14 protein-coding genes are annotated in these 20,300 nt (G+C 39.7%); 5 read left to right on the forward strand and 9 right to left on the reverse strand.

Going from position 1 to position 20,300, the window contains the following annotated elements:
• Positions 1-10: 10 nt before the first annotated feature.
• Together MTO68_RS18125 and soxR are read right to left on the reverse strand one after the other, a co-directional pair.
• A complete protein-coding gene (locus tag MTO68_RS18125) occupies positions 11-3,181 on the reverse strand; it encodes a type VI secretion system Vgr family protein (protein ID WP_244013770.1) in 3,171 nt (1,056 codons plus the stop codon).
• A 272-nt stretch (positions 3,182-3,453) separates the two neighbouring features.
• A complete protein-coding gene (gene soxR, locus MTO68_RS18130; RefSeq protein ID WP_004823478.1) occupies positions 3,454-3,915 on the reverse strand; it encodes a redox-sensitive transcriptional activator SoxR in 462 nt (153 codons plus the stop codon).
• A 290-nt stretch (positions 3,916-4,205) separates the two neighbouring features.
• On the opposite strand from soxR, the gene MTO68_RS18135 reads away from it, so the two are divergent.
• The 3 genes from MTO68_RS18135 to MTO68_RS18145 are packed head-to-tail and all read left to right on the forward strand — an operon-like array spanning position 4,206 to position 8,836.
• Entirely contained in the window at positions 4,206-4,634 is a 429-nt protein-coding gene (locus MTO68_RS18135; protein WP_034615519.1) for a DoxX family protein, read from the forward strand.
• Positions 4,631-5,734, forward strand: a complete 1,104-nt coding sequence (locus tag MTO68_RS18140) for an efflux RND transporter periplasmic adaptor subunit (protein ID WP_244013772.1) — start codon at positions 4,631-4,633, stop codon at positions 5,732-5,734. The genes MTO68_RS18135 and MTO68_RS18140 overlap by 4 nt, the downstream gene beginning before the upstream one ends.
• A 12-nt stretch (positions 5,735-5,746) precedes the next feature.
• The gene (locus MTO68_RS18145) at positions 5,747-8,836 is read left to right on the forward strand and encodes a MexW/MexI family multidrug efflux RND transporter permease subunit (protein ID WP_244013774.1); all 3,090 of its coding nucleotides are present in this window, start codon (positions 5,747-5,749) and stop codon (positions 8,834-8,836) included.
• Positions 8,837-9,055: 219 nt separating this feature from the next.
• On the opposite strand, the gene MTO68_RS18150 is transcribed toward MTO68_RS18145, so the two are convergent.
• The 7 genes from MTO68_RS18150 to dsdC form a co-directional block, all read right to left on the reverse strand.
• Positions 9,056-11,764: a TonB-dependent receptor gene (locus MTO68_RS18150; protein ID WP_244013775.1), complete on the reverse strand. Its 2,709-nt coding sequence runs from the start codon at positions 11,762-11,764 to the stop codon at positions 9,056-9,058.
• A gap of 78 nt (positions 11,765-11,842) precedes the next feature.
• Positions 11,843-12,307, reverse strand: coding sequence for a YbaN family protein (locus MTO68_RS18155; protein ID WP_244013777.1), 465 nt, complete (start codon positions 12,305-12,307; stop codon positions 11,843-11,845).
• Positions 12,304-12,888 carry a biliverdin-producing heme oxygenase gene (locus MTO68_RS18160; protein WP_244013779.1) on the reverse strand — a complete coding sequence of 195 codons (585 nt, stop codon included), beginning with the start codon at positions 12,886-12,888 and terminating at the stop codon, positions 12,304-12,306. Before MTO68_RS18160 ends, MTO68_RS18155 begins: the two co-directional genes overlap by 4 nt.
• Before the next feature lie 67 nt (positions 12,889-12,955).
• On the reverse strand, positions 12,956-13,936 hold the full coding sequence (locus MTO68_RS18165) for a FecR family protein (RefSeq protein ID WP_244013780.1): 981 nt from the start codon (positions 13,934-13,936) through the stop codon (positions 12,956-12,958).
• 7 nt (positions 13,937-13,943) lie between these two features.
• The gene (locus MTO68_RS18170; RefSeq protein ID WP_239045089.1) at positions 13,944-14,429 is read right to left on the reverse strand and encodes a sigma-70 family RNA polymerase sigma factor; all 486 of its coding nucleotides are present in this window, start codon (positions 14,427-14,429) and stop codon (positions 13,944-13,946) included.
• Between the two features lie 270 nt (positions 14,430-14,699).
• On the reverse strand, positions 14,700-15,506 hold the full coding sequence (locus MTO68_RS18175) for a hypothetical protein (protein ID WP_004823491.1): 807 nt from the start codon (positions 15,504-15,506) through the stop codon (positions 14,700-14,702).
• Between the two features lie 926 nt (positions 15,507-16,432).
• Positions 16,433-17,365, reverse strand: a complete 933-nt coding sequence (gene dsdC, locus MTO68_RS18180; protein ID WP_004717679.1) for a DNA-binding transcriptional regulator DsdC — start codon at positions 17,363-17,365, stop codon at positions 16,433-16,435.
• Between the two features lie 220 nt (positions 17,366-17,585).
• Between dsdC and dsdX the strand changes: the two genes are divergently transcribed.
• Both dsdX and MTO68_RS18190 read left to right on the forward strand, forming a co-directional pair.
• A complete protein-coding gene (dsdX, locus tag MTO68_RS18185) occupies positions 17,586-18,839 on the forward strand; it encodes a D-serine transporter DsdX (RefSeq protein WP_244013782.1) in 1,254 nt (417 codons plus the stop codon).
• A 101-nt stretch (positions 18,840-18,940) separates the two neighbouring features.
• Positions 18,941-20,281: a D-serine ammonia-lyase gene (locus tag MTO68_RS18190; RefSeq protein WP_244013784.1), complete on the forward strand. Its 1,341-nt coding sequence runs from the start codon at positions 18,941-18,943 to the stop codon at positions 20,279-20,281.
• The last annotated feature ends 19 nt before the right edge of the window (positions 20,282-20,300 follow it).

A 20,300-nucleotide genomic window follows, 5' to 3' on the forward strand; every position in this document is an offset into this window, starting at 1 on the left:
TTCTTCTCTATTAGTTCTTATCAAATGGGCTTTTTAAATATTGCGGTAAAACATTTGTTGTTATACCACTGATATTTGAAAGATTAACTTCACCTTTTTGCGAAGCAACAAATCCCCCGCTTAAATTAGCCAGACTACCACTTGATTTTGTATTCGGTAATAAACTTGAAATTTTATCTGATACCACACCCTGTACTTGATCATTGAGCATTGGTAGCAAAGTTTTAGCACCATCAGATTTAATTTTTTGTGCTAATTGAATATTCTTCATTAAGGTTTTAGGGTCTGTAAGTTGTTTGGTAAAATCGCCTAATGCTGTTTGTGCATTTTTACTCACATTTGCCAGAAGTGATTCAGGTTGTTCTAAATCCTCATCATTTTTATTAGGCCACTCAACTTCACGCTTGAAGTCACTAGACTCATCCCAAGGATCACGTTGATCATCTTCAAAATTAATTTTGACTGCACCTGCTGCTAATCCTGAAACTCTAGCAAAACCTTTATCATCTAATTTACCTGTTACTACTTTGCCTAATACATCGGTGACACTATATTCACCACCTTTTACAAAATTTCCATGCGCATAATCATGCAACAACTCTAAAACGCCTGAAGCACGTTTCGGTGGTGGTGGTAGGCTAGACTTAGCACTAACACTTGCCCCACCCTGAAACACATGCTGCCCAGCATTCACTTCAAACTTCCCACCTGTTTTTGGGAAAATTCCTGAATTATTCAGTGCAATTTGCGATGAACCACCTGTAATCACAACCTCTTTAGGACTACTAATCACAACTTTGTCATCAGTAGATGAAATGTTAATACCCAGCTTAGCAAATACATCTAAAGCATCTGACTGTGCCTGAATCTCGACTTTACTTTGCGCTGCAATAGCTTTAATCCCACCTTGAGCAGCAAATAAACTGAGTTTGTTTTGCGCGTGTGCAATCAAATTCTTTTGCGTACTCAAGTTGATGCTATCGCCTGCAATTTGATTGATCTGCGAATCTGCGGAGATATGAATATCTTCAGGGGTACTTAAAGCAATCCCATCTTGTGAGCTTAATAAAAGCAAGGCTTTATTGAATTTAGCAATTTTTTGCTCAAGCTGCTCTGTAAATTCTTTGAGTTGTTCAATTGATTCAATTTCATCAGTCTTTTGGTTTTTGGCAATATCGCTTAAGGCTTTACTGTTGGTCTGACTACCCTCAAGTTGCTTTTTGGCAAGCTCTGAATCAAGGTGATCACCTTTGGCTTGGTCTTGTTTATAGGTTGAAAGCAGTAAACCTTGCCCTGCGCGAACGGCTCCCCATTGGTCTGTACGAAGTTCAAAGCCTTCACCACGATCTTCACTTTCTGCTTTGTCTTTAGGGTGACTCAATTTGCCCAAGTTAAGTTGGCTGGCCCCATGACTACTCTGTAACTGGCTGCTGATTTGGCCAGTAGTATCGTCAAACCTTAGCTGATTGTAACCACTGCCTTGATACTCTCGACTTTTGATTCCTGCCAGTTTCTTGGTGTCAGGCAGTTTGCCTTTGTCATCAAACTTACTTGGATGACGTTGTGCTTCATGGATACGCCCAACCACAAATGGACGGTCAATGTTGCCATCAAAGAAATCAATAACAACAATCTCTCCTATTCTCGGTAAGAATCGCGCCCCATAGCCTTCACCTGCCCATGGGGTCAGGACATCGACCCAAGCTGAATCTGTGTCATTGTCATTAGAACCCGCACCGCCATCATGGGTATTGTCTTCATTACGGCTAAACAGGAAGCGAACTTTGATACGCCCCCATTCATCAACATGGATTTCTTCTCCACTTGGCCCCACTACTTTGGCCCGTTGTGGTGATGCAATCGGTCGGTGTTGTAATGGGTTATAGGCTGGAACCGTGCTGATATTACGACGTTGAATGGTTAAATTACTGGCTTGACGTTCATCACTCGTGTTGCTGGTGATTTGGGTGGCTTGCCAATTGCTTTGTTGGACTAAAGCGGTGACTTGGTCAGTGAGATCTTTGGGTAAGTTATTTTGGTTATAAAAGCTTTTAGCCGTGATTAAAAACTCTTTGTCTGCACCTGAGTGTTGGTCAATCTCTGGATGTTCATTCAGTTCAAACCAATAACCAACATGTGCATCGCGCACAGTTGACGTTGCTGTAAATTGTTTGGCTTGTGAATCATAATAGTTACTGAGGTTTTGGTTAAATTTTTCAATCTGACTGTTGCCCGATGGCGTTGCACCATCTTCGCCATTAAGGTCTTGAATCCATGCAGGGCTAAAGTGCCATGCTTGTTCTAAAGCTAGACTGGCATTGTCATAATTTTCACTATGGCTGTGTTTACTTTGGACACTGCCAGCGCCTTCATCAATATCCAATACATCAGCTTGCCAACGTTGGATATACACTGAAGTCGGTTGAATGGAACGCTGACCAATAAAATTGGTGATTGAATCAGTTTTTTCTACGGCGCTGCTTCTATGGAAGCGAATATTGCGGCGTTCTAAGGCACTAAATTGCGAATTATCATCGATTAAACGAAGCTTTTGTGCTTGGATTTGTTCTGTTGAACTCGATACTTTAAGCTGGGCTTCATCGATCAGCCAGTTAATGCCTTCACTTCTCATCAAACGGGTCAGGAAGTCAAAATCACTTTCAGATGCCTGCATAATGAATGGGCGTACATCATAGTCTTTGCTCAGTCCACTCTTATCTAAACTCAGACTTGAGGCAAATAGTGGGCTGCGTTGTACCCATTCTTGGAACACGGTCTGGATCACGTCCACAACCGACTTATTCATAAATACTCGAGAGTTTCTACGGTGTTTCCAAAGTGCTGTTGGGTCTTCTACAGTCAAACGATAGATGGTAAGAGAACCATCAGATGCGCCAATATCGGCTTGGGTCACAATCCCTGAAATACGGGTTAACTCAGATTTATCTGTGACGATATCAATCGCAGCTTGCGTTCCAATAAAGCTTTTTAAAGGGATGCTTGCTGACGTTGCAAGACAAATGAGTTGGAGCCGAACACCCTCATTGATTTGATGTGTTCCATCGATACGTTGTAAGAACACTTGTTGGCTTAACGCCGAATTAGAAAATTGTACGTGAATCGCACGTTTTTGTGCTGATAAGCCAAGCTGCTCCAAAGCAGCGTAAATATTGTTAGACATGCATTATTATTTAATTTTAAATTGTGATGTATTCTACTAAAAAGTTAGGCGGACTGTCTATACAGACCTGTCTATTTATTACTGGTTATTTACACAACACTGACTAGGTTTTAAATATGCCCGTTTTAGCTCAATATCATTATTGATAATGATCATTTGCGCTGATTAAAAACTTGAAAGCGCGCTTAGAGTTTTTTCACCAAACATAAGTGATCAACAGCCCAAGATAAAAAGCTAAAATATCAAACATATATAATATTAATATTGGATTCTTATTCACGCTCTAAAATACGGGGACCAGATCCTTCGTGTCTCAATACATCTTCTGGATTACGTAAAGGACATTGTTTTAGAGATAAACAACCACAACCGATACACCAATCCATTTCATCTCTTAAACGTGTTAGTTTTTGAATACGCTCATCTAAATCCTTACGCCAATGCGATGATAACACTGACCATTGTTCTGCGGTTAATTTGCTTCCCATAGGATAAACACTTAATGCATTTTTAATTTCTTCCAGAGAAATTCCTACTTTTTGTGCAACCTTAATAATTCCAATATAACGTAAGACAATTGATGGAAAACGACGCTGATTTCCATTTGTTCTGATACTTTTAATTAGCCCTTTTGACTCATAAAAATGCAAGGTTGAAACGGCTACACCACTCCGTTTAGCCACCTCTCCTACCGTCATCATTCGATTAAAATCAATTTTTTCTTCTGCCTGCATTTTGATATTTCTCAACATTACTTGAGGTTTTATAATTCAGCAAAGTACATTTGTCAATTGATCTTAGCTGCCATGGCTTTTCATCATTACAACTCAAAATACAAAAAATGCTATCGCCAATTTAAGCCATTGTAAAAATCTTATCTCTCCACAAATTTTCTGATCAAAGCCCATTGACCTAAATATAACTTGAGGTTTTAGACTGCTTGCCACAGCTGTTACGAATAACAACAAGCTATTCATTTTAAAGGTTTTAATCATCCAGTCTTATTTCTTCAGGAAATATTCTCATGCCATATTTCATTAAATTAAGTTTAGAAAGCCAATGGCTGTGGGCCATCAGCAGATGTTGTCTTGCGCTTCTGTTTCTAAGTTCAGGACTTAGTAAAATTCTTGCTGTAGAAACAGGATTTTTGGAAATGCAGGCGGCTGGTCTAGAGCCTGCGTGGTTATTTAATTATGCTTCTGCGTTGATTCTACTTGTGGGCGCCTATTGTATTTTATTTGAGCGGCATATGTGGTTTGGCACACTGATTCTTTCCGTATTTTTAGCACTGACAATTGTGATTGTGCATCACTTTTGGAACATGACTGGTATTCAAGCCAATATCGCCTTTTACTTTGCACTTGAACATATTTCAGTGATTGGCGGTCTTTTAGCGCTGACCATTGCCAGTCATTTTCGACAACAACTCCGCAACCTTGGAGTCGTCGCATGAAAAACAACAAATGGCTTTTTCTAATCGCGATCACTTTAATTCTCGTGGGTGTCGCAATCTATTTTTATTTAAATTCTCGTTCAAGTGAAACGCATCAATCTGACGCTTACCCTCCAGTCAAAGTGGCCTTGAGTACAGTGGTCGAACAAAATATTCCACAAGTGCTTTCCAGTATTGGTGAGTTGGAAGCAATCCGACAAGTCAAAGTGTCAACAGAAACAACAGGCATGATCAAACAGATTTATTTCCAATCTGGACAAGCTGTTCAACAAGGTCAAATACTGGTTCAACTCAATACCAATGTTGAACAAGCTCAATTAGGTCGCTTGCAGGCCAAACTGAAACAAGCCGAAATGGCCTATCACCGCAGCAAACTTCTGATTGATAGTCATGCGATTTCAAAGGCAGAAATGGATACAGCATTGGCTGATCGAGATATGACGCGTGCAGAAATCCAACAGCTACAAGCCAGCATAAAACAGAAAGCAATTCGTGCACCCTTTTCTGGTGTCATGGGAATACGCCAAGTGCATCAAGGGCAATATTTAGAGGCAGGCACTGGTATTGCTAATCTGGTCGACTTTCGACAAATTCTTGCCAATTTCACATTGGATGAACAATTGGCATCGAGGTTAAAAATCGGACAATCTGTACAACTCAAAATTGATGCATTTCCTGAAAAGTCCTTTACAGCTGTGGTAAGTGCAATCGAACCGATGATCACAACATCGCGAACTGTGCAGGGGCAAGCAATTTTAAATAACCATGATCAACAGTTAAAACCGGGCATGTATGCCAAATTAGACATCCAAGAATCTGAACTTCCAAGCTTGGTCGTTCCTGAAACTGCAATTACCTATACAGCTTATGGCAATACCGTCTTCCTTGCAAAACAAGACCATAACAAGCTGATTGTGCAACGTGTGGCGGTAGTGCTCGGTGAGCGCCATCAAGCCAAAGTTGTGGTCAAATCTGGGCTCAAAGCAGGTGATCAAGTTGTTGTATCAGGACAACTTAAATTAAGTGATGGTATGCAAGTTGAGCCGACCTTAAATACACTTGAGCATCCCCAATCTTCCTCGATCAAGCCCAAAGTCTAGGGAGATAAGCGAATGAAATTTACTGACCTTTTTGTAAAACGCCCTGTATTGGCCTTGGTCGTCAGCACCTTAATCTTGCTGGCAGGCTTGTTTTCCCTGAATAAACTGCCTATTCGACAGTATCCTTTACTTGAAACCTCAACCATAAGTATCAATACAGAATATCCCGGTGCATCTGCTGAACTTATGCAAGGTTTTGTCACCCAACCCATTGCTCAAGCAGTGTCTTCGGTAGAAGGCATCGACTATCTCAGTTCTTCTACTGTACAAGGTCGCAGTGCTGTAACGTTACGTATGCAATTAAATCGTGACTCAACCCAAGCGTTAACAGAGGTGATGGCAAAGGTTAATCAAGTCCGTTACAAACTACCAGAACAGGCATTTGATCCAGTCATTGAACGTTCTTCAGGTGAATCTACTGATGTTGCCTATATTGGATTTTCCAGCGAACAACTGTCCTTGGCTGAATTAACCGATTATTTGTCTAGGGTGGTAGAGCCCATGCTGTCTACAATTGATGGCGTTGCCAAGGTACAGACCTATGGTAGTCAGCGTTTGGCTATGCGGATTTGGTTGGATGCAGATCGTTTGGCCAGTCGTGGGGTAACTGCCGCCGATGTCGCCAATGCGATCCGTCAAAATAACTATCAAGCCGCACCGGGTCAGGTCAAAGGCGAATTGGTGGTTTCAAATGTCAATGTTTCCACAGATCTCACCAGTATTCAGGACTTTAAAAATCTGGTGATACGCAATGATGCTCAAAATCTAATTCGTCTACAAGATGTGGCAACAGTTGAACTTGGCGCTGCTTCGACAGAAACAAGTGCCTCTATGGATGGTAAACCTGCAATTTTTGTCGGTCTACAAGCGACGCCTACAGGCAACCCCTTGGTGATCGTACAGGGAATTAAAGATAAATTGCCTGAGATCCAAAAAACCTTACCGCCAGGGGTTACCGTCAATCTTGCCTATGAAACAGCCCGTTTTATTGATGCCTCTATTGATGAAGTTTTACATACTTTTATCGAAGCGCTGATTATTGTTATTGCTGTGATCTATCTGTGTTTAGGTTCTTTACGTAGTGTCTTGATCCCTGTAGTGACAATTCCACTGTCAATGTTAGGTGCCTTGGGTTTAATGCTGTTATGTGGCTTTAGCATCAATTTACTCACACTTTTAGCCATGGTACTCGCCATCGGCTTGGTTGTAGATGATGCAATCGTGGTGGTTGAAAATGTCCATCGACATATTGAAGAAGGTGCATCCCCTGTTGCAGCAGCTCTGATCGGGGCACGAGAAGTCGCAGGCCCTGTAATTGCAATGACCATTACACTGGCCGCAGTGTATGCTCCGATTGGTTTAATGGGTGGATTAACTGGTTCCTTATTTAAAGAATTTGCTTTTACTTTAGCGGGCGCAGTTTTGGTTTCAGGGATTATTGCCTTAACCCTATCTCCTGTTATGAGTTCATTTCTACTTCAATCCAAACAGCAAGAAGGTAAAATGGCAAAAGCAGCCGAATGGTTCTTTGAACATTTGACCCAGCTTTACAGTAAATTGCTCAATTTTTCCCTGCATCATCGTTGGATCACAGTGGTTTTTGCGATCGCTATTTTTATTAGCCTTCCATTGCTTTACCAACTCCCTCAAAAAGAATTGGCGCCCAATGAAGATCAAGCCAGTGTATTGGCAGCCATCAAAGCACCACAACATGCCAATCTCAACTATGCTGAGCACTTTAATCAAAAACTCGATGAAATCTTCTGGACTTTCCCCGAAACCAGTACCACGTGGATTATTAATGGTACAGATGGGCCTGCATCAAGTTTTGGTGGAACAACCCTTTCCACATGGTCTGAGCGAGTGCATTCTGCGGATGAAATTCAACAGCAACTTCAAGCCAAAGTTGGTGATGTAGAAGGCAGCAGTATTTTTGTATTCCAAAATCCTGCGCTTCCCGGTTCAACAGGTGGATTACCCGTACAAATGGTGTTGCGTAGTGCACAAGACTATTCAACCATTTATCAGGCGATGCAGAACATCAAGCAAAAAGCCCGTGAAAGTGGCCTTTTTGTGGTGGTCGACAGTGATCTCGACTTTAATAACCCCGTGATTCGAATCGAGGTTGATCGGGCCAAAGCCAATAGTCTGGGTATTCGTATGCAGGATATCGGTGAAGCCTTGGCGACATTGGTTGGTGAGAATTATATCAATCGTTTTAGTATGCAAGGTCGTGCCTATGATGTGATTCCACAAAGCATCAATACACAACGTTTGACAGCTCAAGCACTGACGCGACAGTTTATTCGTACCGACCAAGGCACACTGATTCCTTTATCGACTGTGGTCAGTCTAAGTGAACAGGTAGAACCCAATAAACTCACTCAATTTAATCAACAAAACGCTGCAACTTTTCAAGCAATCCCTGCCGCTGGGGTTTCTTTAGGTCAAGCTTTAAGTTTTCTGAAACAGGCTGCATCTGAATTACCGACTGGATTTAGTTACGACTGGCAAGCCGATGCACGTCAGTATGTACAGGAAGGTAACGCTTTGATGTTTGCATTTTTAGCCGCGCTGATTGTGATTTATCTGGTTTTAGCCGCTCAATATGAAAGCCTAATGGATCCATTTATTATTTTAATTACGGTTCCGCTGTCGATCTGTGGCGCATTAATCCCCTTGGCTTTTGGACTTGCCACAGTCAATATCTACACTCAGATTGGTTTAGTCACACTGATTGGACTGATCAGTAAGCATGGTATTTTAATGGTTGAGTTTGCCAATGAATTGCAAGTTCATGAAGGTTTAGATCGGCGAGCGGCCATTTTAAAAGCTGCTCAAATTCGTTTACGTCCAATTCTGATGACCACGGCGGCAATGGTGTTTGGGCTAATTCCTCTTCTTTTTGCCACAGGCGCTGGTGCACATAGTCGTTTTGGTCTAGGGCTTGTGATTGTCTGCGGTATGTTGATCGGGACCTTCTTTACGCTTTTTGTCTTACCTACTATTTACAGTCTGTTGGCTCGTCAACACAATCAAGACCTTCACTCTAGCCGTTTACACGAGCTACAACAGATTGACCAACATGAGCAAAAATCATGACGTTGAGTGGGCTGAACAACCAGCATGCTGCTGTCTAAGCTTATATGTATGATCAGATCGCTTGAATATAATTTTTTATTGATAAAGTTCTATATCTATAGAACTTTATCAATTTTTTAATGCGTGATTCTAACCACTGATTTAGAGCTACTGATTTTTCACTACTTTGTTCACTCATATTTTACAGTTGGGTTTTGCCGATTTGATTGTTTTATGATTCTAGAATCTCATTTCGAACCCTGCTTTGATGGTACGGCCAGGAATCGGCATACCGATCACTGTACCAGGATCAAAGTTATAACGATTGGTTAAGTTATCAACATTAAACGAGAGATTTAGATTTGGATTCAGTTTATAGCTCGCAAAAATATCAACTAAGGTTTCCGAAGAAATTTCGGTCACCGCACGCCCACTCACCCCTGTACCCTGTAACCAACCTTTAGGATTTTTCTTTTCAGAATGATATCTGGCACGTACCCCCACATTCAGTTTATTTTCAAACAAACTCTTGCCTAAGCTAATATTAAAAAGTTTACGTGGTGGCAAGCGTGTTGAAATCAGACTCCAAGAATCTCCGACCTCATTACAATCATCTTTCGTTGCTGGGCATACTTTCGGTGCTTGATATAAAGTTCCGTTCATGTTTACAAAGAAACTCGGATGCTGATAAGCAAGATTAAACTCTAAACCTTTCAATACAACTTGCTCATAATTTAGGAAAGTATATGAGGTGGTATAAGGCAAAATAAAATCAGGCGTAATCTCATTAACAATATCTTTACGTTGGACCCCTTGGGTAAGGAAATTTTGGGTTTGATTACGGAAATAATTGATATTGAATTTTAACTGATCTGCTTCAGTGAAAACGTTATCGTTGTGCCCAATGAAACCAAACTCAACAAGACGAGAATTTTCTGATTTAATCGGCAAATCTGGATCATAACTAAAGGTTTGTTTGGAAACTGTCGATTCAAACAAACTTGGACTGCGGTACATATTGGAGAGTTTTGCATAGACATCAATACCATTCAGCAACTGATAATTCAGCTGTGCCATCCAGTCGATCTTTCCGTCATAATCTCGAAGCGCATAGCCTTTGTCATTTAAATCGGAATTGGCGACCGGTCTCATTGCGACATACTGGTCTCCATAATCCTTAACTTTTGCCTTATGCCATTTACTGCCTAAACTCAGGGTAAAATCTTTAAAGATATAATCGCCATTGAGAAATAGAGAGGACTCTTGACGTAATCCATCACGTGCGATTTCAGTATCAATAAGATTTTGTGGCTTCATCCGTTGCTCGTCATATGTCAGACCATAATTCAAGGTTAAAGCATCAATTTTACTGGTGTTTTCTAAATTAATCCCACTACGATAGTCCTGAAAACTTCCCCAATATTGATCGCCATAATGTGAATTGGCGATGCCAAGCATGCCATTGTGCTGGCGATATTTGGCATTGGTATGCCAAACCCCTAACTCTAAATCAAACCACTGATTATTCTTGGGCTTATAGGTATAGTTGGCACTGAATGCATTAATCGCTGCGGTTCCAAGGGACCATTGTGGCATGGTATATGCGCCCTCTATATATTTGGGTAGAACATAATCACCATCGATGTATCCCCAAGGTGGAGAGTTGGGATCAATCACTTGCGATCTATTCCAATAAAAAGCCATGACCTCACCCGCTTTTTGCATATGGCGGCGCATATTCACTTCAACACGATGTTCGTCTGTAATATTCATACCCGCTTTGATGATGCCTGAATCACTTTTATAACTGGTATTTACCACCTCTTGACCGGGTCCAACATCAACAATATCGCGCGCTTCATAATAATCAATGCCATGTTTTCCAGCATAGTAATTACCGACTTCGCGTTTACTATAAGCAGCGACCAGATCGAATACATCATTCCGGTAAGCAGCAGCGATTGTGCCAGCGCCATTTTGAAAATTATTCGAGGACAGTTTATTACGAAGCAGATAAGACATCTGCTCACGCTCATTATCTGAGGTCTGTGGTGCTTTGTTATTGTTATAAAAACTGCCTTTTAGCATGACACCTGATTGACGATTAGGCAGCAAAATATCGTTTGCACTGAGGGTACGCATTTTAACGATTCCGCCAATACCGCCCACACTAAATTTCGCTCGCGATGCGCCTTTTTCGACTTCAATCTGACTAATCAAATCCATATCGATATAAGTTCGGTCACTCTCTCCTTGATAGCCTCGAAAGGTATGACTGGATTGTAGGCTACCATCAATAATTACAGGGACACGCCCCTCACCTTGTACTCCACGGATACCAATATCAATTGCACCCGCTTCGTTACGTAGGCTATTGACTTGTACACCAGCGATATCAGAAAACACATCGCCATTCCCCGTGCCTCTAAATCGGCTAATGTGTTCACGATTCAGCTGTGTTGTATTGACTTTTTGTTTTTGTTGTACAGCATTGACTTTAATCTGAGGAAGCGTAACAACATCACTGTCCGTATTATTGAAAAGCGAAGTGTTATTTAACGGAGTGCTTGTATTTGCAATCGCAGTGTTTTTCTCTGTATTCGGTTTAGCTGAGCCAGATTCAGCAATTAAGACATAAGTCGCACCTTGCTGCTCTACCCGAAAAGGATGATCTGTAAGTAAATAATCGAAGCCTTGCTTTACACTATAATGCCCGGTAATTCCTTTACTTTTTAACCCTTTTAAAATATTTGCATCATAACTTAAGGCAATACCCGACTGTGCTGCAAAACTTGATAACACATAGCCCAATTGGTTCTCTGAAATTTGATAATATTTTTCCGGCGTTTTTTTCGCTGCCATTGAAACATTGGGAGTAATTTGTGCATAAACACCACTGATACAAAAGCACTGTATTAACATGGCCAGAGTTTGTTTTTTAAACTTCATAGGAACGCCCACACTTGTGAATGATTTTCATTTTCAATAATCATTACCCAGTGAATTGTTAAAACATGACATGAAAATTTATATTTTTTCTGGTCTGGTCCAAATCCAGATCAACCCAATCAGCAAAATGACCAACAGGCTAAGTTTTAAGTGCAGATGCAGTGAAGACACCATTAACATTGTCGTACCGAATAAAATACTCAATGTCATCATCCATTTACGTGAACGCAAAATCTGTTTAAAACCGCCACGATACTGTGAGAGCAACATTGCAATATAACGATTTTGATGTAACCAACGATGCAAGCGTGCTGAACCTTTTGAGGCAAAAATCGTTGCTAAAAAGAGGAAATCAAAAGTTGGGATCCCTGGCAATACAATGCCCACCACCGCGAGAACAAGACACAAAATTGCCAAGATGATGCAGATCACACGCACCACTGAGGATGAATGTAAATTTGCGGATGGCGTTACTGGCAAAGACGCTAACAGCGTTAAGTCTTTGCCTTGTGTGTGATTGCTAACAGAAGACACTTTCTTCATGTTGAATGAATGTCTTTTAATAATGCGCCAAAATAATCAAAGGCTTGTTGAGCAGCGTAAATGATGCGATCTTGCTCATCTTGAGTAAAGTCAGCCTGATCAAGTTCCTCAATAAAGTGTTTCCAGACTTTGGCCCGCCCTTCTGGATAAGCAGCTAAATTTCTTGCAGCAAAATCAGCAGAAAACCCCAAATTTTGCTGGGCTTGTTTAAATAAGAATGCTGCACCCAGCGTAGAACCTTCTGATACATAGATCCAACCCAGCGCTTCAGGAAAGCCGATCGTTTCAGTAACCAAGGCCAACGATTCTGGTTCGATCTGAAGGTCTTCTAGGTCTAAGTAAGCTGCTTGCGAACGTCCACGAATATCTAAATCAGAAATCAAGGCTGCAACCTTGGGATGTTGAAATAAATATTCGACATTTTTTTGAAAATAATACTGTGACAAAGTAAATTTTGCATAATGTGCGACATCTTTAAATACTTGGGCTTTTTCCATTAATTGATGCATATATTCATGTTGACTGGCTGTCTCTGTTTTTAAACGAGATGCAAGGCGGTTGAGTGTGAATGACGTGCTCATCAATTTTCTCCAGTTTGTTTGGTTTAACTGTATTACCCGCCTTGTCTGTAAAAACTGACATCATTTCTTAATTATTTTTACTTTTCTGATTTTCAGCTTTAGGCTGAATGCTCAACACACGATCCCCGAAATAACGTTCTACTTTGATTGGATAGCTGAATTGCAATGCTGTTTGTAAGGTGCCAAAGTCATTGACTGGATATGAACCTGAAACTTTTAACGACTTCAATTGAGGGGCAATATCTATATATTGGTGTTGATAGCGCCCAATTTCTTGAAGCAATTTTTCCAACGGCATTTCAAAAGCCATGACCATGTGGTTTTTCCATGCCAATATATTCGGATCTAAACTTTGTAATGCTTTAAAATTGCGATCATCAAAGCAGAGCTGCTCACCAGCATGGACAATTTTAGTGTGTTTGGACTGGTTCAAGCTGACTTTCACTGCGCTTTCTATGACGCCTAGACAGGTTTGCTTTTCACTGTTATTTAAATACTGAACATTAAATACAGTGCCAAGTGCTTGCAGATTTGCCGATTCAGTTTCGACCAAGAATGGGCGATAAGCATGATTTTTTTCTTTGGCCGTACGTATTTGTATTTCACCATAATGTAATTTTACAATACGTTGTTGTGCTGTATAACGCACGTCCAAAGCCGTATGGGTATTTAATTGAAGTTGTGTCCCATCTTCCAGCTCAAGCTGTTTCTGCTGACCCACCGCAGTACGATAATCCGATAACCATATATAGCGATAATCCGAGTTCCATAGCATGACACTGCCAAAACACAGAAAACAGGCAAGCACCAGTTGTTTGTTTAAATTAAATTGGGCATTTTTCTTGCCTTGCTGAATCAGCTGCTGCCCATCTTCGGGAAATTCCTCAAGGCTATACAATAAGCGTTCGGCTTTAGACCATGCAGCTTGGTGTTGGGAACTTTGCTGTTTCCATTGTTCAAATTCAAGCTGTTCAGTTTCATTCAATGGTGCGTGTTGGATTTTAATGATCCATTGCGCTGTTTCTTGATAAATTTGATCATGCAACATGCAGACATTAATCCATAACAGCTAAACATTGACTCAGTACTGAAACCAGATCACGCATCACGGTTCGGGTAGAAATATTTAAGCGTGTTGCAATTTCCTGTTGAGTCAACCCTTCTAATTGTGACCAAATAAAGACCTGTTGCTGGCGCTCAGGCAATTGATTGAGTAATTGATTAATCAAACATAAAGATTCAATTGCCGATATTTTTTGCTCAGGTGTAATTTCATCATATTCAGGTCTGCTTGAAAGCGCCTCTAAATAGGATTTTTCAATCGCTTTACGTTGATACCAATTAATCAAGATTCCCTTGGCAACAGTGGTTAAAATTGCACGCGGCTGATCAAAATACAATTCATCTTTACGCTTTAAGATACGCAGAAAAGTATCATGGGCTAAATCAGCGGCATCTTCACTATGGTTGAGGCGACGTTTTAACCATTGATATAACCAAGAATGGTGATGACGGTATAGTGTGCTAATAGGATCAGACATACTTAAAGAGAATGAGAATTATTAACAATATCTTAGCAAAAAAATAAAGAAAATGAGAGCTCAGTTTGCCCTTTTAATTGAATTTTTTAATTTATCCAACTCATTTATAAGACTACACAACATAGTCAAATGGGACATATGGTAAATCTTAAACAAAATTTAATTCAAAATTATTATAATCTTATCAAAAGCTTATCGCTTTTAAATAAAAAAATTTCTCGATCATCCTCAAGATGACCGAGAAACTGTTTATCACTTATTGGCGATAATTTATTGACTGATCGCTTGATCCATATTTTTAGCAAATTGTTGAATATCACTGGCTTGAATTGTTGTTTTACCTTTGCCAATCACTTGAAATTGTTGTGCTGCCGTTTCCTGCATTTTGACTTTACCTGTTGCGATATTGGCATCAAAACGTTGCATAAACTCATCCACATATTCCTTCTCAGTGACAATATGATCACCATTCGCATCGGTTGCAAAATATTGTTTGTCACGCGCTGTGAGGTAATCTCCAAGCGTTACATAGTTTTTCCCTTGACCATATTGGCTAATAAATTCGTTGATGTTACTCGGCATGGGCATTGAAATTGGTAGTTTCACGCGGAATCCATCATGCGTTGCATTACTATTGCCCGCTAATTTGGCATCTTCTGCATTTACTAAACCATCCAAGTTTTTATCAAACTCATTAAAGGTTTTTAAACCCGTCTCCTGAAATTCCTTTAGGGTCAGTTTCTGGTCTTTATTATTATCGAGAATGCCATAACGTACATGCGCCTGTTTTTCTGACATTTCGCGGCGCTGTTTAAGTAATGGCTCTAAACGGGCTTGCTCATATTGAACAAACTGCACTTGATTGACTTTTTTATTCGCCTTAAACAATTCGGCATAGTCCTGAGTATATTGCTTAATTAAAGTGCTACTGTTCTGCTCTTTATTATTAGGATGATAAAGCACATATAATGCATATGCCTGTTGATAAGCATTGGATTGATCGACTGTAGCAGCAACCGCTGATCCAGCAGTTGCCATTGCAGTTAAACTGGTCATCCATAGCGCCAATTTTTTCATGTTCGTTTCCTTGGAGGTGAATATTTGTTGAATTAAAAAATTCTTTCCATTTTGCTGTTTAAAAAATCAATATTTAAATGCGATACTTGTTATATCGATTACCCTCATCATGCCCCTATTCATATAGCTCAACAGGGTTTAGATTGATGAGGGAGAAACCTTATTCAATGATATTAATCATCATTAAATGTGTATATTTCAGGTCATCCAATATCTTCAAATCAGAAGTAAAAATATGGATTACAAATATACACACACAATCAACAAATGAGAATAATAATCAATTACAATTTTATTTACAATAACAATGTTGCTAGATCTGCTTTTCATCATTCAATAAAATCCATCAAAATATTGAAAAATAATAAATATTTATAATTAAACTTCACTTTTTTATAAATATTTGAACATGACTTTAGAGGGAGAATCTGTATTTTTCGATGATCTTACTGTCTTAAAATTCGTATATTTTGTTGTTGTTTATATTTTAAAATGTCATTTTCAATTTAGCTTTTCCACCTCAATCATTCTATTGTTAATATAAAAACTTATTACATCTTTCCTTTTTATTTCTCTTTAATTTCTCGTTATATTTAGGTTTGTTTATTTTTTATTCTGATTGGCGTTATTAAAATATAAACACTCAAATATTAAAGATCTTTCATGCATCAAAAAATGATCATGTGAAGTAAAGCATATTGGTATTGAAAATTCATTCTCCCTTTGGGAGAAGGCTAGGATGAGGGCGCTTTTATGTTTATTTATGGTTTTAAAAAGGACTTATGAAAGAAGTCTATTAATCATAATAATCAAGTATTATAAAAACTCTAACAGCAAAAAATATTAATTTTTAGGTTTTAGCATAAAATTGATTTCGTGATTTTTTATTTAAGGCTTGCTCGGCTTTTTCTAGGGTTTAGAGTTTTTCATTGATGCCCTATTTCTGAGTTTGCTCGTGCTTTTATCCAGTCACTAAATGCTTTAACTTTAGGTAATTCATTATTTTTCAATGATGTAATATAGTAGTGCTGATCACATTTTAAATACATGTTTTTAAATGGCATTACTAGCTCACCACTTTCTAAGTCTTTTTCTACTAGTTTTTTACGTCCCATGGTAATACCCAAGTGATTTTTAGCAGCAATCAAAGCCAGATCAGATCGGTCAAAACTCATCTCTGAAGAATGATCCATATTTACATTAAAATGCTGCGTCCAACTGTTCCATTCATCTGCGCCTGTGCCGTTACTCCATGCTTGGCAGTCATGGAGCAATGTGCAGTTTTTTAAGTTGTCTAGATGATCGTAGAGGTTAAATTTTTCCGCATATGCAGGACTACATACCGGGATAATATATTCGTCCATTAAATACTGATAATTCAACTGAAAAGACGGTTGATTGTCAAAATAAAGCGCAATATCAATTCCGCTACGTTGAAAATTTACATCCTCATTACCCGTTAAAACTGAGAGTTGGATCAATGGATAGCGTTGGATGAAATCAGGCAATTGAGGCACTAACCAACACTGAGCAATCGATGGTCTTGCATAAATCGTGAGTGAGCCAACAAGTTGCTGATTTTGCAGTGCCTTAATTTCAACGTTTAACGAGTCTAATGAAAATTGTAAAGCAGCTAAAATCCGCTGTCCCTCAGTGGTTAACTTTACTTTACGATGCAAACGTAAAAACAGTTTGATATTAAGTTCTTTTTCTAACAAATTAATTTGGTGACTTACCGCACTTGGGGTTAAAGACAATTCTTCAGCAGCAAGTGCAAAAGACTCATGTCTAGCCGCAACTTCAAATGTATACAGTTTTGAGAGCTGAAAACCGGTTAGATTTTTATGTGCGTTGGTCATGCCTTTTTCCTTTTTGCTGAAACAAAATGATTGATCACATGCTTCTTGCTGTCCTATGCCCATATAAATAACGTATAAATCATTTAAAAATCAAAATTTATTTAGGATTTATTTTTCAAGTGAATTATTTTAACCCGTAGATCAAATATGATCGTTTGACGGATTTCTCTGGTTTAACTTCAATAGACAAAGAACAACTTTTGTCACAGAGATATATGGTATGGAAACCAATTTCGTGGATGTCGGTATATTATTAACCAGTATCGGGTTAATAATTTTCACTATTTTAAAATTTAAACTGCATCCCTTTTTAGCTTTGCTTCTGGCAAGCTTCTTTGTCGGTGTAGCAATGAAAATGCCATTACTGGATATGGTCAATGCAATTGAAAATGGGATTGGAAGCACCTTGGGTTTCCTTGCCACAGTCATTGCACTGGGTACCATTCTCGGCAAAATGATGGAAATCTCTGGCGCTGCTGAACGTATCGCCCTGTCTTTGCAACGGTGTCACTGGATATCCAGTGATGTGGTCATGGTGCTGATTGGGCTATTTTGTGGCATCACTTTATTTGTAGAAGTTGGTGTGGTGTTATTAATTCCCTTGGCTTTTTCTATAGCGCAGCATACCAAAACCTCTTTGTTTAAATTGGCGATTCCATTATGCACAGCATTAATGGCTGTACATTGTGTGGTACCGCCACACCCTGCCGCACTTTATGTCACCAATAAACTAGGGGCTGATGTCGGTACCGTGATTATTTTTGGCTTAATGGTGGGTTTAGCAGCCGCACTGGTTGGTGGCCCACTGTTTTTAAAATTAGTTGGTCAACGTTTACCGTTTAAAGCAGTACCTGTCGAGTTTTCAAAGCTCGCCCTGAAAGAAGAACATAGCTTACCCTCTTTAAAAATCACCTTATTTACGGTATTTCTTCCAATCGGATTAATGTTAATCAAAACTGTGGCTGAATTAAATCCCCATACATCCACTCAGCTTTCACATATTTTAGGCTTTATCGGCAATCCGATCACCGCCATGTTTATTGCGGTATTTGTTGCTTACTACACCCTTGGTCTACGCCGTAATATGCAGATGGGAAGCTTATTAAAAGCCACAGAAGACTCATTTTCTGCAATTGCCAACATCTTATTCATCATTGGGGCTGGCGGTGCATTTAACAGTATTTTAAAAGCCAGTGGTTTAGCTGACTCAATGGCTGTCACGCTTTCCCACTTGCATATGCATCCAATTTTACTCGCTTGGTTGGTTGCGCTGATTTTACATGCAGCTGTAGGCTCTGCCACTGTTGCAATGATGGGCGCAACTGCAATCGTAGCGCCAATGTTACCGCTCTATCCGGATATTAGTCCTGAAATCATGGCGATTGCGATTGGTTCAGGTGCCATCGGTTTTACCATTGTGACCGACTCTCTATTTTGGTTAGTCAAACAATACTGTGGTGCTACATTAAACTAAACCTTTAAATACTATACCTCTGCAACTTTTCTTGCCTCGCTCACCGCATTGGGCTGCACCTTCCTGCTTTCTCATTTTATTTAAGCCTTTAGGAGTATTTTATGAACGCTCAACAGATTAATCAGCTGATTGCCCAATATCCGATTGTTAAAGACCTTATCGCACTCAAAGAAGTGGCGTGGTTTAATCCCAATTTTACCTCACTGGTAGAAGGGCTGCCCTATGTCGGGTTGGACCAAAAAGATATTGATGATGCTAGTGCACGTTTGACACGCTTTGCACCTTATTTGATGAAAGCCTTTCCAGAAACAGCGGCATCTCAAGGTATTATAGAATCCGAACTGGCAGCGATTCCTCAAATGCAGCAACAGTTGGAACAGTATTTTGGACAATCGATCCATGGTCAGTTATGGCTTAAAAAAGACAGCCATCTTCCTATATCGGGATCAATTAAAGCGCGTGGTGGCATCTATGAAGTACTTTGTCATGCTGAAAAACTTGCGATTCAAGCACAACGCCTAAACATTGAAGATGATTATGCAAAACTGGATAGTCCAGAGTTTAAACAGTTTTTTAGTCAATACAGTATTGCGGTCGGTTCTACCGGAAATTTAGGCCTTTCTATTGGCATTATGAGTGCAAAATTAGGCTTTGATGTGACTGTGCATATGTCAGCAGATGCACGTCAATGGAAGAAAGATAAGTTACGTGCGCACAATGTCACAGTAGTTGAATATGCTGAAGATTATGGTGTTGCCGTAGAACAAGGCAGAAAGGCAGCATTAGAAAATCCAAACTGTTTTTTTATCGATGATGAAAACTCACAAACCTTATTCTTAGGTTATGCAGTTGCTGGGCAACGTTTAAAACAACAATTAGAACAAAAAAATATTTTGGTTGATCAACAACATCCTTTATTTGTTTATTTACCTTGTGGTGTTGGGGGAGGCCCCGGTGGCGTTGCATTTGGCTTAAAAATGGCCTTTGGTGATCATGTACATTGTATTTTTGCCGAGCCAACCCATTCACCTTGTATGTTACTCGGTGTTGCAACAGGTTTACATGATGAAATTTCAGTTCAAGATCTGGGTATAGACAATATCACCGCTGCTGATGGCCTCGCTGTTGGGCGAGCATCTGGCTTTGTGGGTCGAGCAATGCAAAGATTATTAGACGGTTTTTATACATTAACGGATGAAACCATGTATGTACTCTTGGGCATGCTCAATGATGCAGAACAGCTTAAATTAGAACCTTCTGCGCTGGCGGGTATGCTTGGGCCAATTTTGACCAATCAACATCAAAACTATGCCGCACTACATCACTTTAGCCAACAGCAACTGGAAAATGCCAATCATATTGTCTGGGGGACTGGAGGAGGAATGGTTCCAGATGAAGAAATGAAAAAATACATAACCCAAGCGAAAGCCTATAAAAAATAATTTGTATAGCCTTGATTCG

Source organism: Acinetobacter sp. NyZ410, from assembly GCF_022828975.1.
Taxonomy (GTDB): Bacteria; Pseudomonadota; Gammaproteobacteria; order Pseudomonadales; family Moraxellaceae; genus Acinetobacter; species Acinetobacter guillouiae.

What these genes read in the sequence shown, in the direction of transcription:
- MTO68_RS18125 (WP_244013770.1), bottom strand. Translation starts at nt 3,181, where the DNA reads ATGTCTAACAATATTTACGCTGCTTTGGAGCAGCTTGGCTTATCAGCA.
- soxR (WP_004823478.1), bottom strand. Translation starts at nt 3,915, where the DNA reads ATGCAGGCAGAAGAAAAAATTGATTTTAATCGAATGATGACGGTAGGA.
- MTO68_RS18135 (WP_034615519.1), top strand. Translation starts at nt 4,206, where the DNA reads ATGCCATATTTCATTAAATTAAGTTTAGAAAGCCAATGGCTGTGGGCC.
- MTO68_RS18140 (WP_244013772.1), top strand. Translation starts at nt 4,631, where the DNA reads ATGAAAAACAACAAATGGCTTTTTCTAATCGCGATCACTTTAATTCTC.
- MTO68_RS18145 (WP_244013774.1), top strand. Translation starts at nt 5,747, where the DNA reads ATGAAATTTACTGACCTTTTTGTAAAACGCCCTGTATTGGCCTTGGTC.
- MTO68_RS18150 (WP_244013775.1), bottom strand. Translation starts at nt 11,764, where the DNA reads ATGAAGTTTAAAAAACAAACTCTGGCCATGTTAATACAGTGCTTTTGT.
- MTO68_RS18155 (WP_244013777.1), bottom strand. Translation starts at nt 12,307, where the DNA reads ATGAAGAAAGTGTCTTCTGTTAGCAATCACACACAAGGCAAAGACTTA.
- MTO68_RS18160 (WP_244013779.1), bottom strand. Translation starts at nt 12,888, where the DNA reads ATGAGCACGTCATTCACACTCAACCGCCTTGCATCTCGTTTAAAAACA.
- MTO68_RS18165 (WP_244013780.1), bottom strand. Translation starts at nt 13,936, where the DNA reads ATGTTGCATGATCAAATTTATCAAGAAACAGCGCAATGGATCATTAAA.
- MTO68_RS18170 (WP_239045089.1), bottom strand. Translation starts at nt 14,429, where the DNA reads ATGTCTGATCCTATTAGCACACTATACCGTCATCACCATTCTTGGTTA.
- MTO68_RS18175 (WP_004823491.1), bottom strand. Translation starts at nt 15,506, where the DNA reads ATGAAAAAATTGGCGCTATGGATGACCAGTTTAACTGCAATGGCAACT.
- dsdC (WP_004717679.1), bottom strand. Translation starts at nt 17,365, where the DNA reads ATGACCAACGCACATAAAAATCTAACCGGTTTTCAGCTCTCAAAACTG.
- dsdX (WP_244013782.1), top strand. Translation starts at nt 17,586, where the DNA reads ATGGAAACCAATTTCGTGGATGTCGGTATATTATTAACCAGTATCGGG.
- MTO68_RS18190 (WP_244013784.1), top strand. Translation starts at nt 18,941, where the DNA reads ATGAACGCTCAACAGATTAATCAGCTGATTGCCCAATATCCGATTGTT.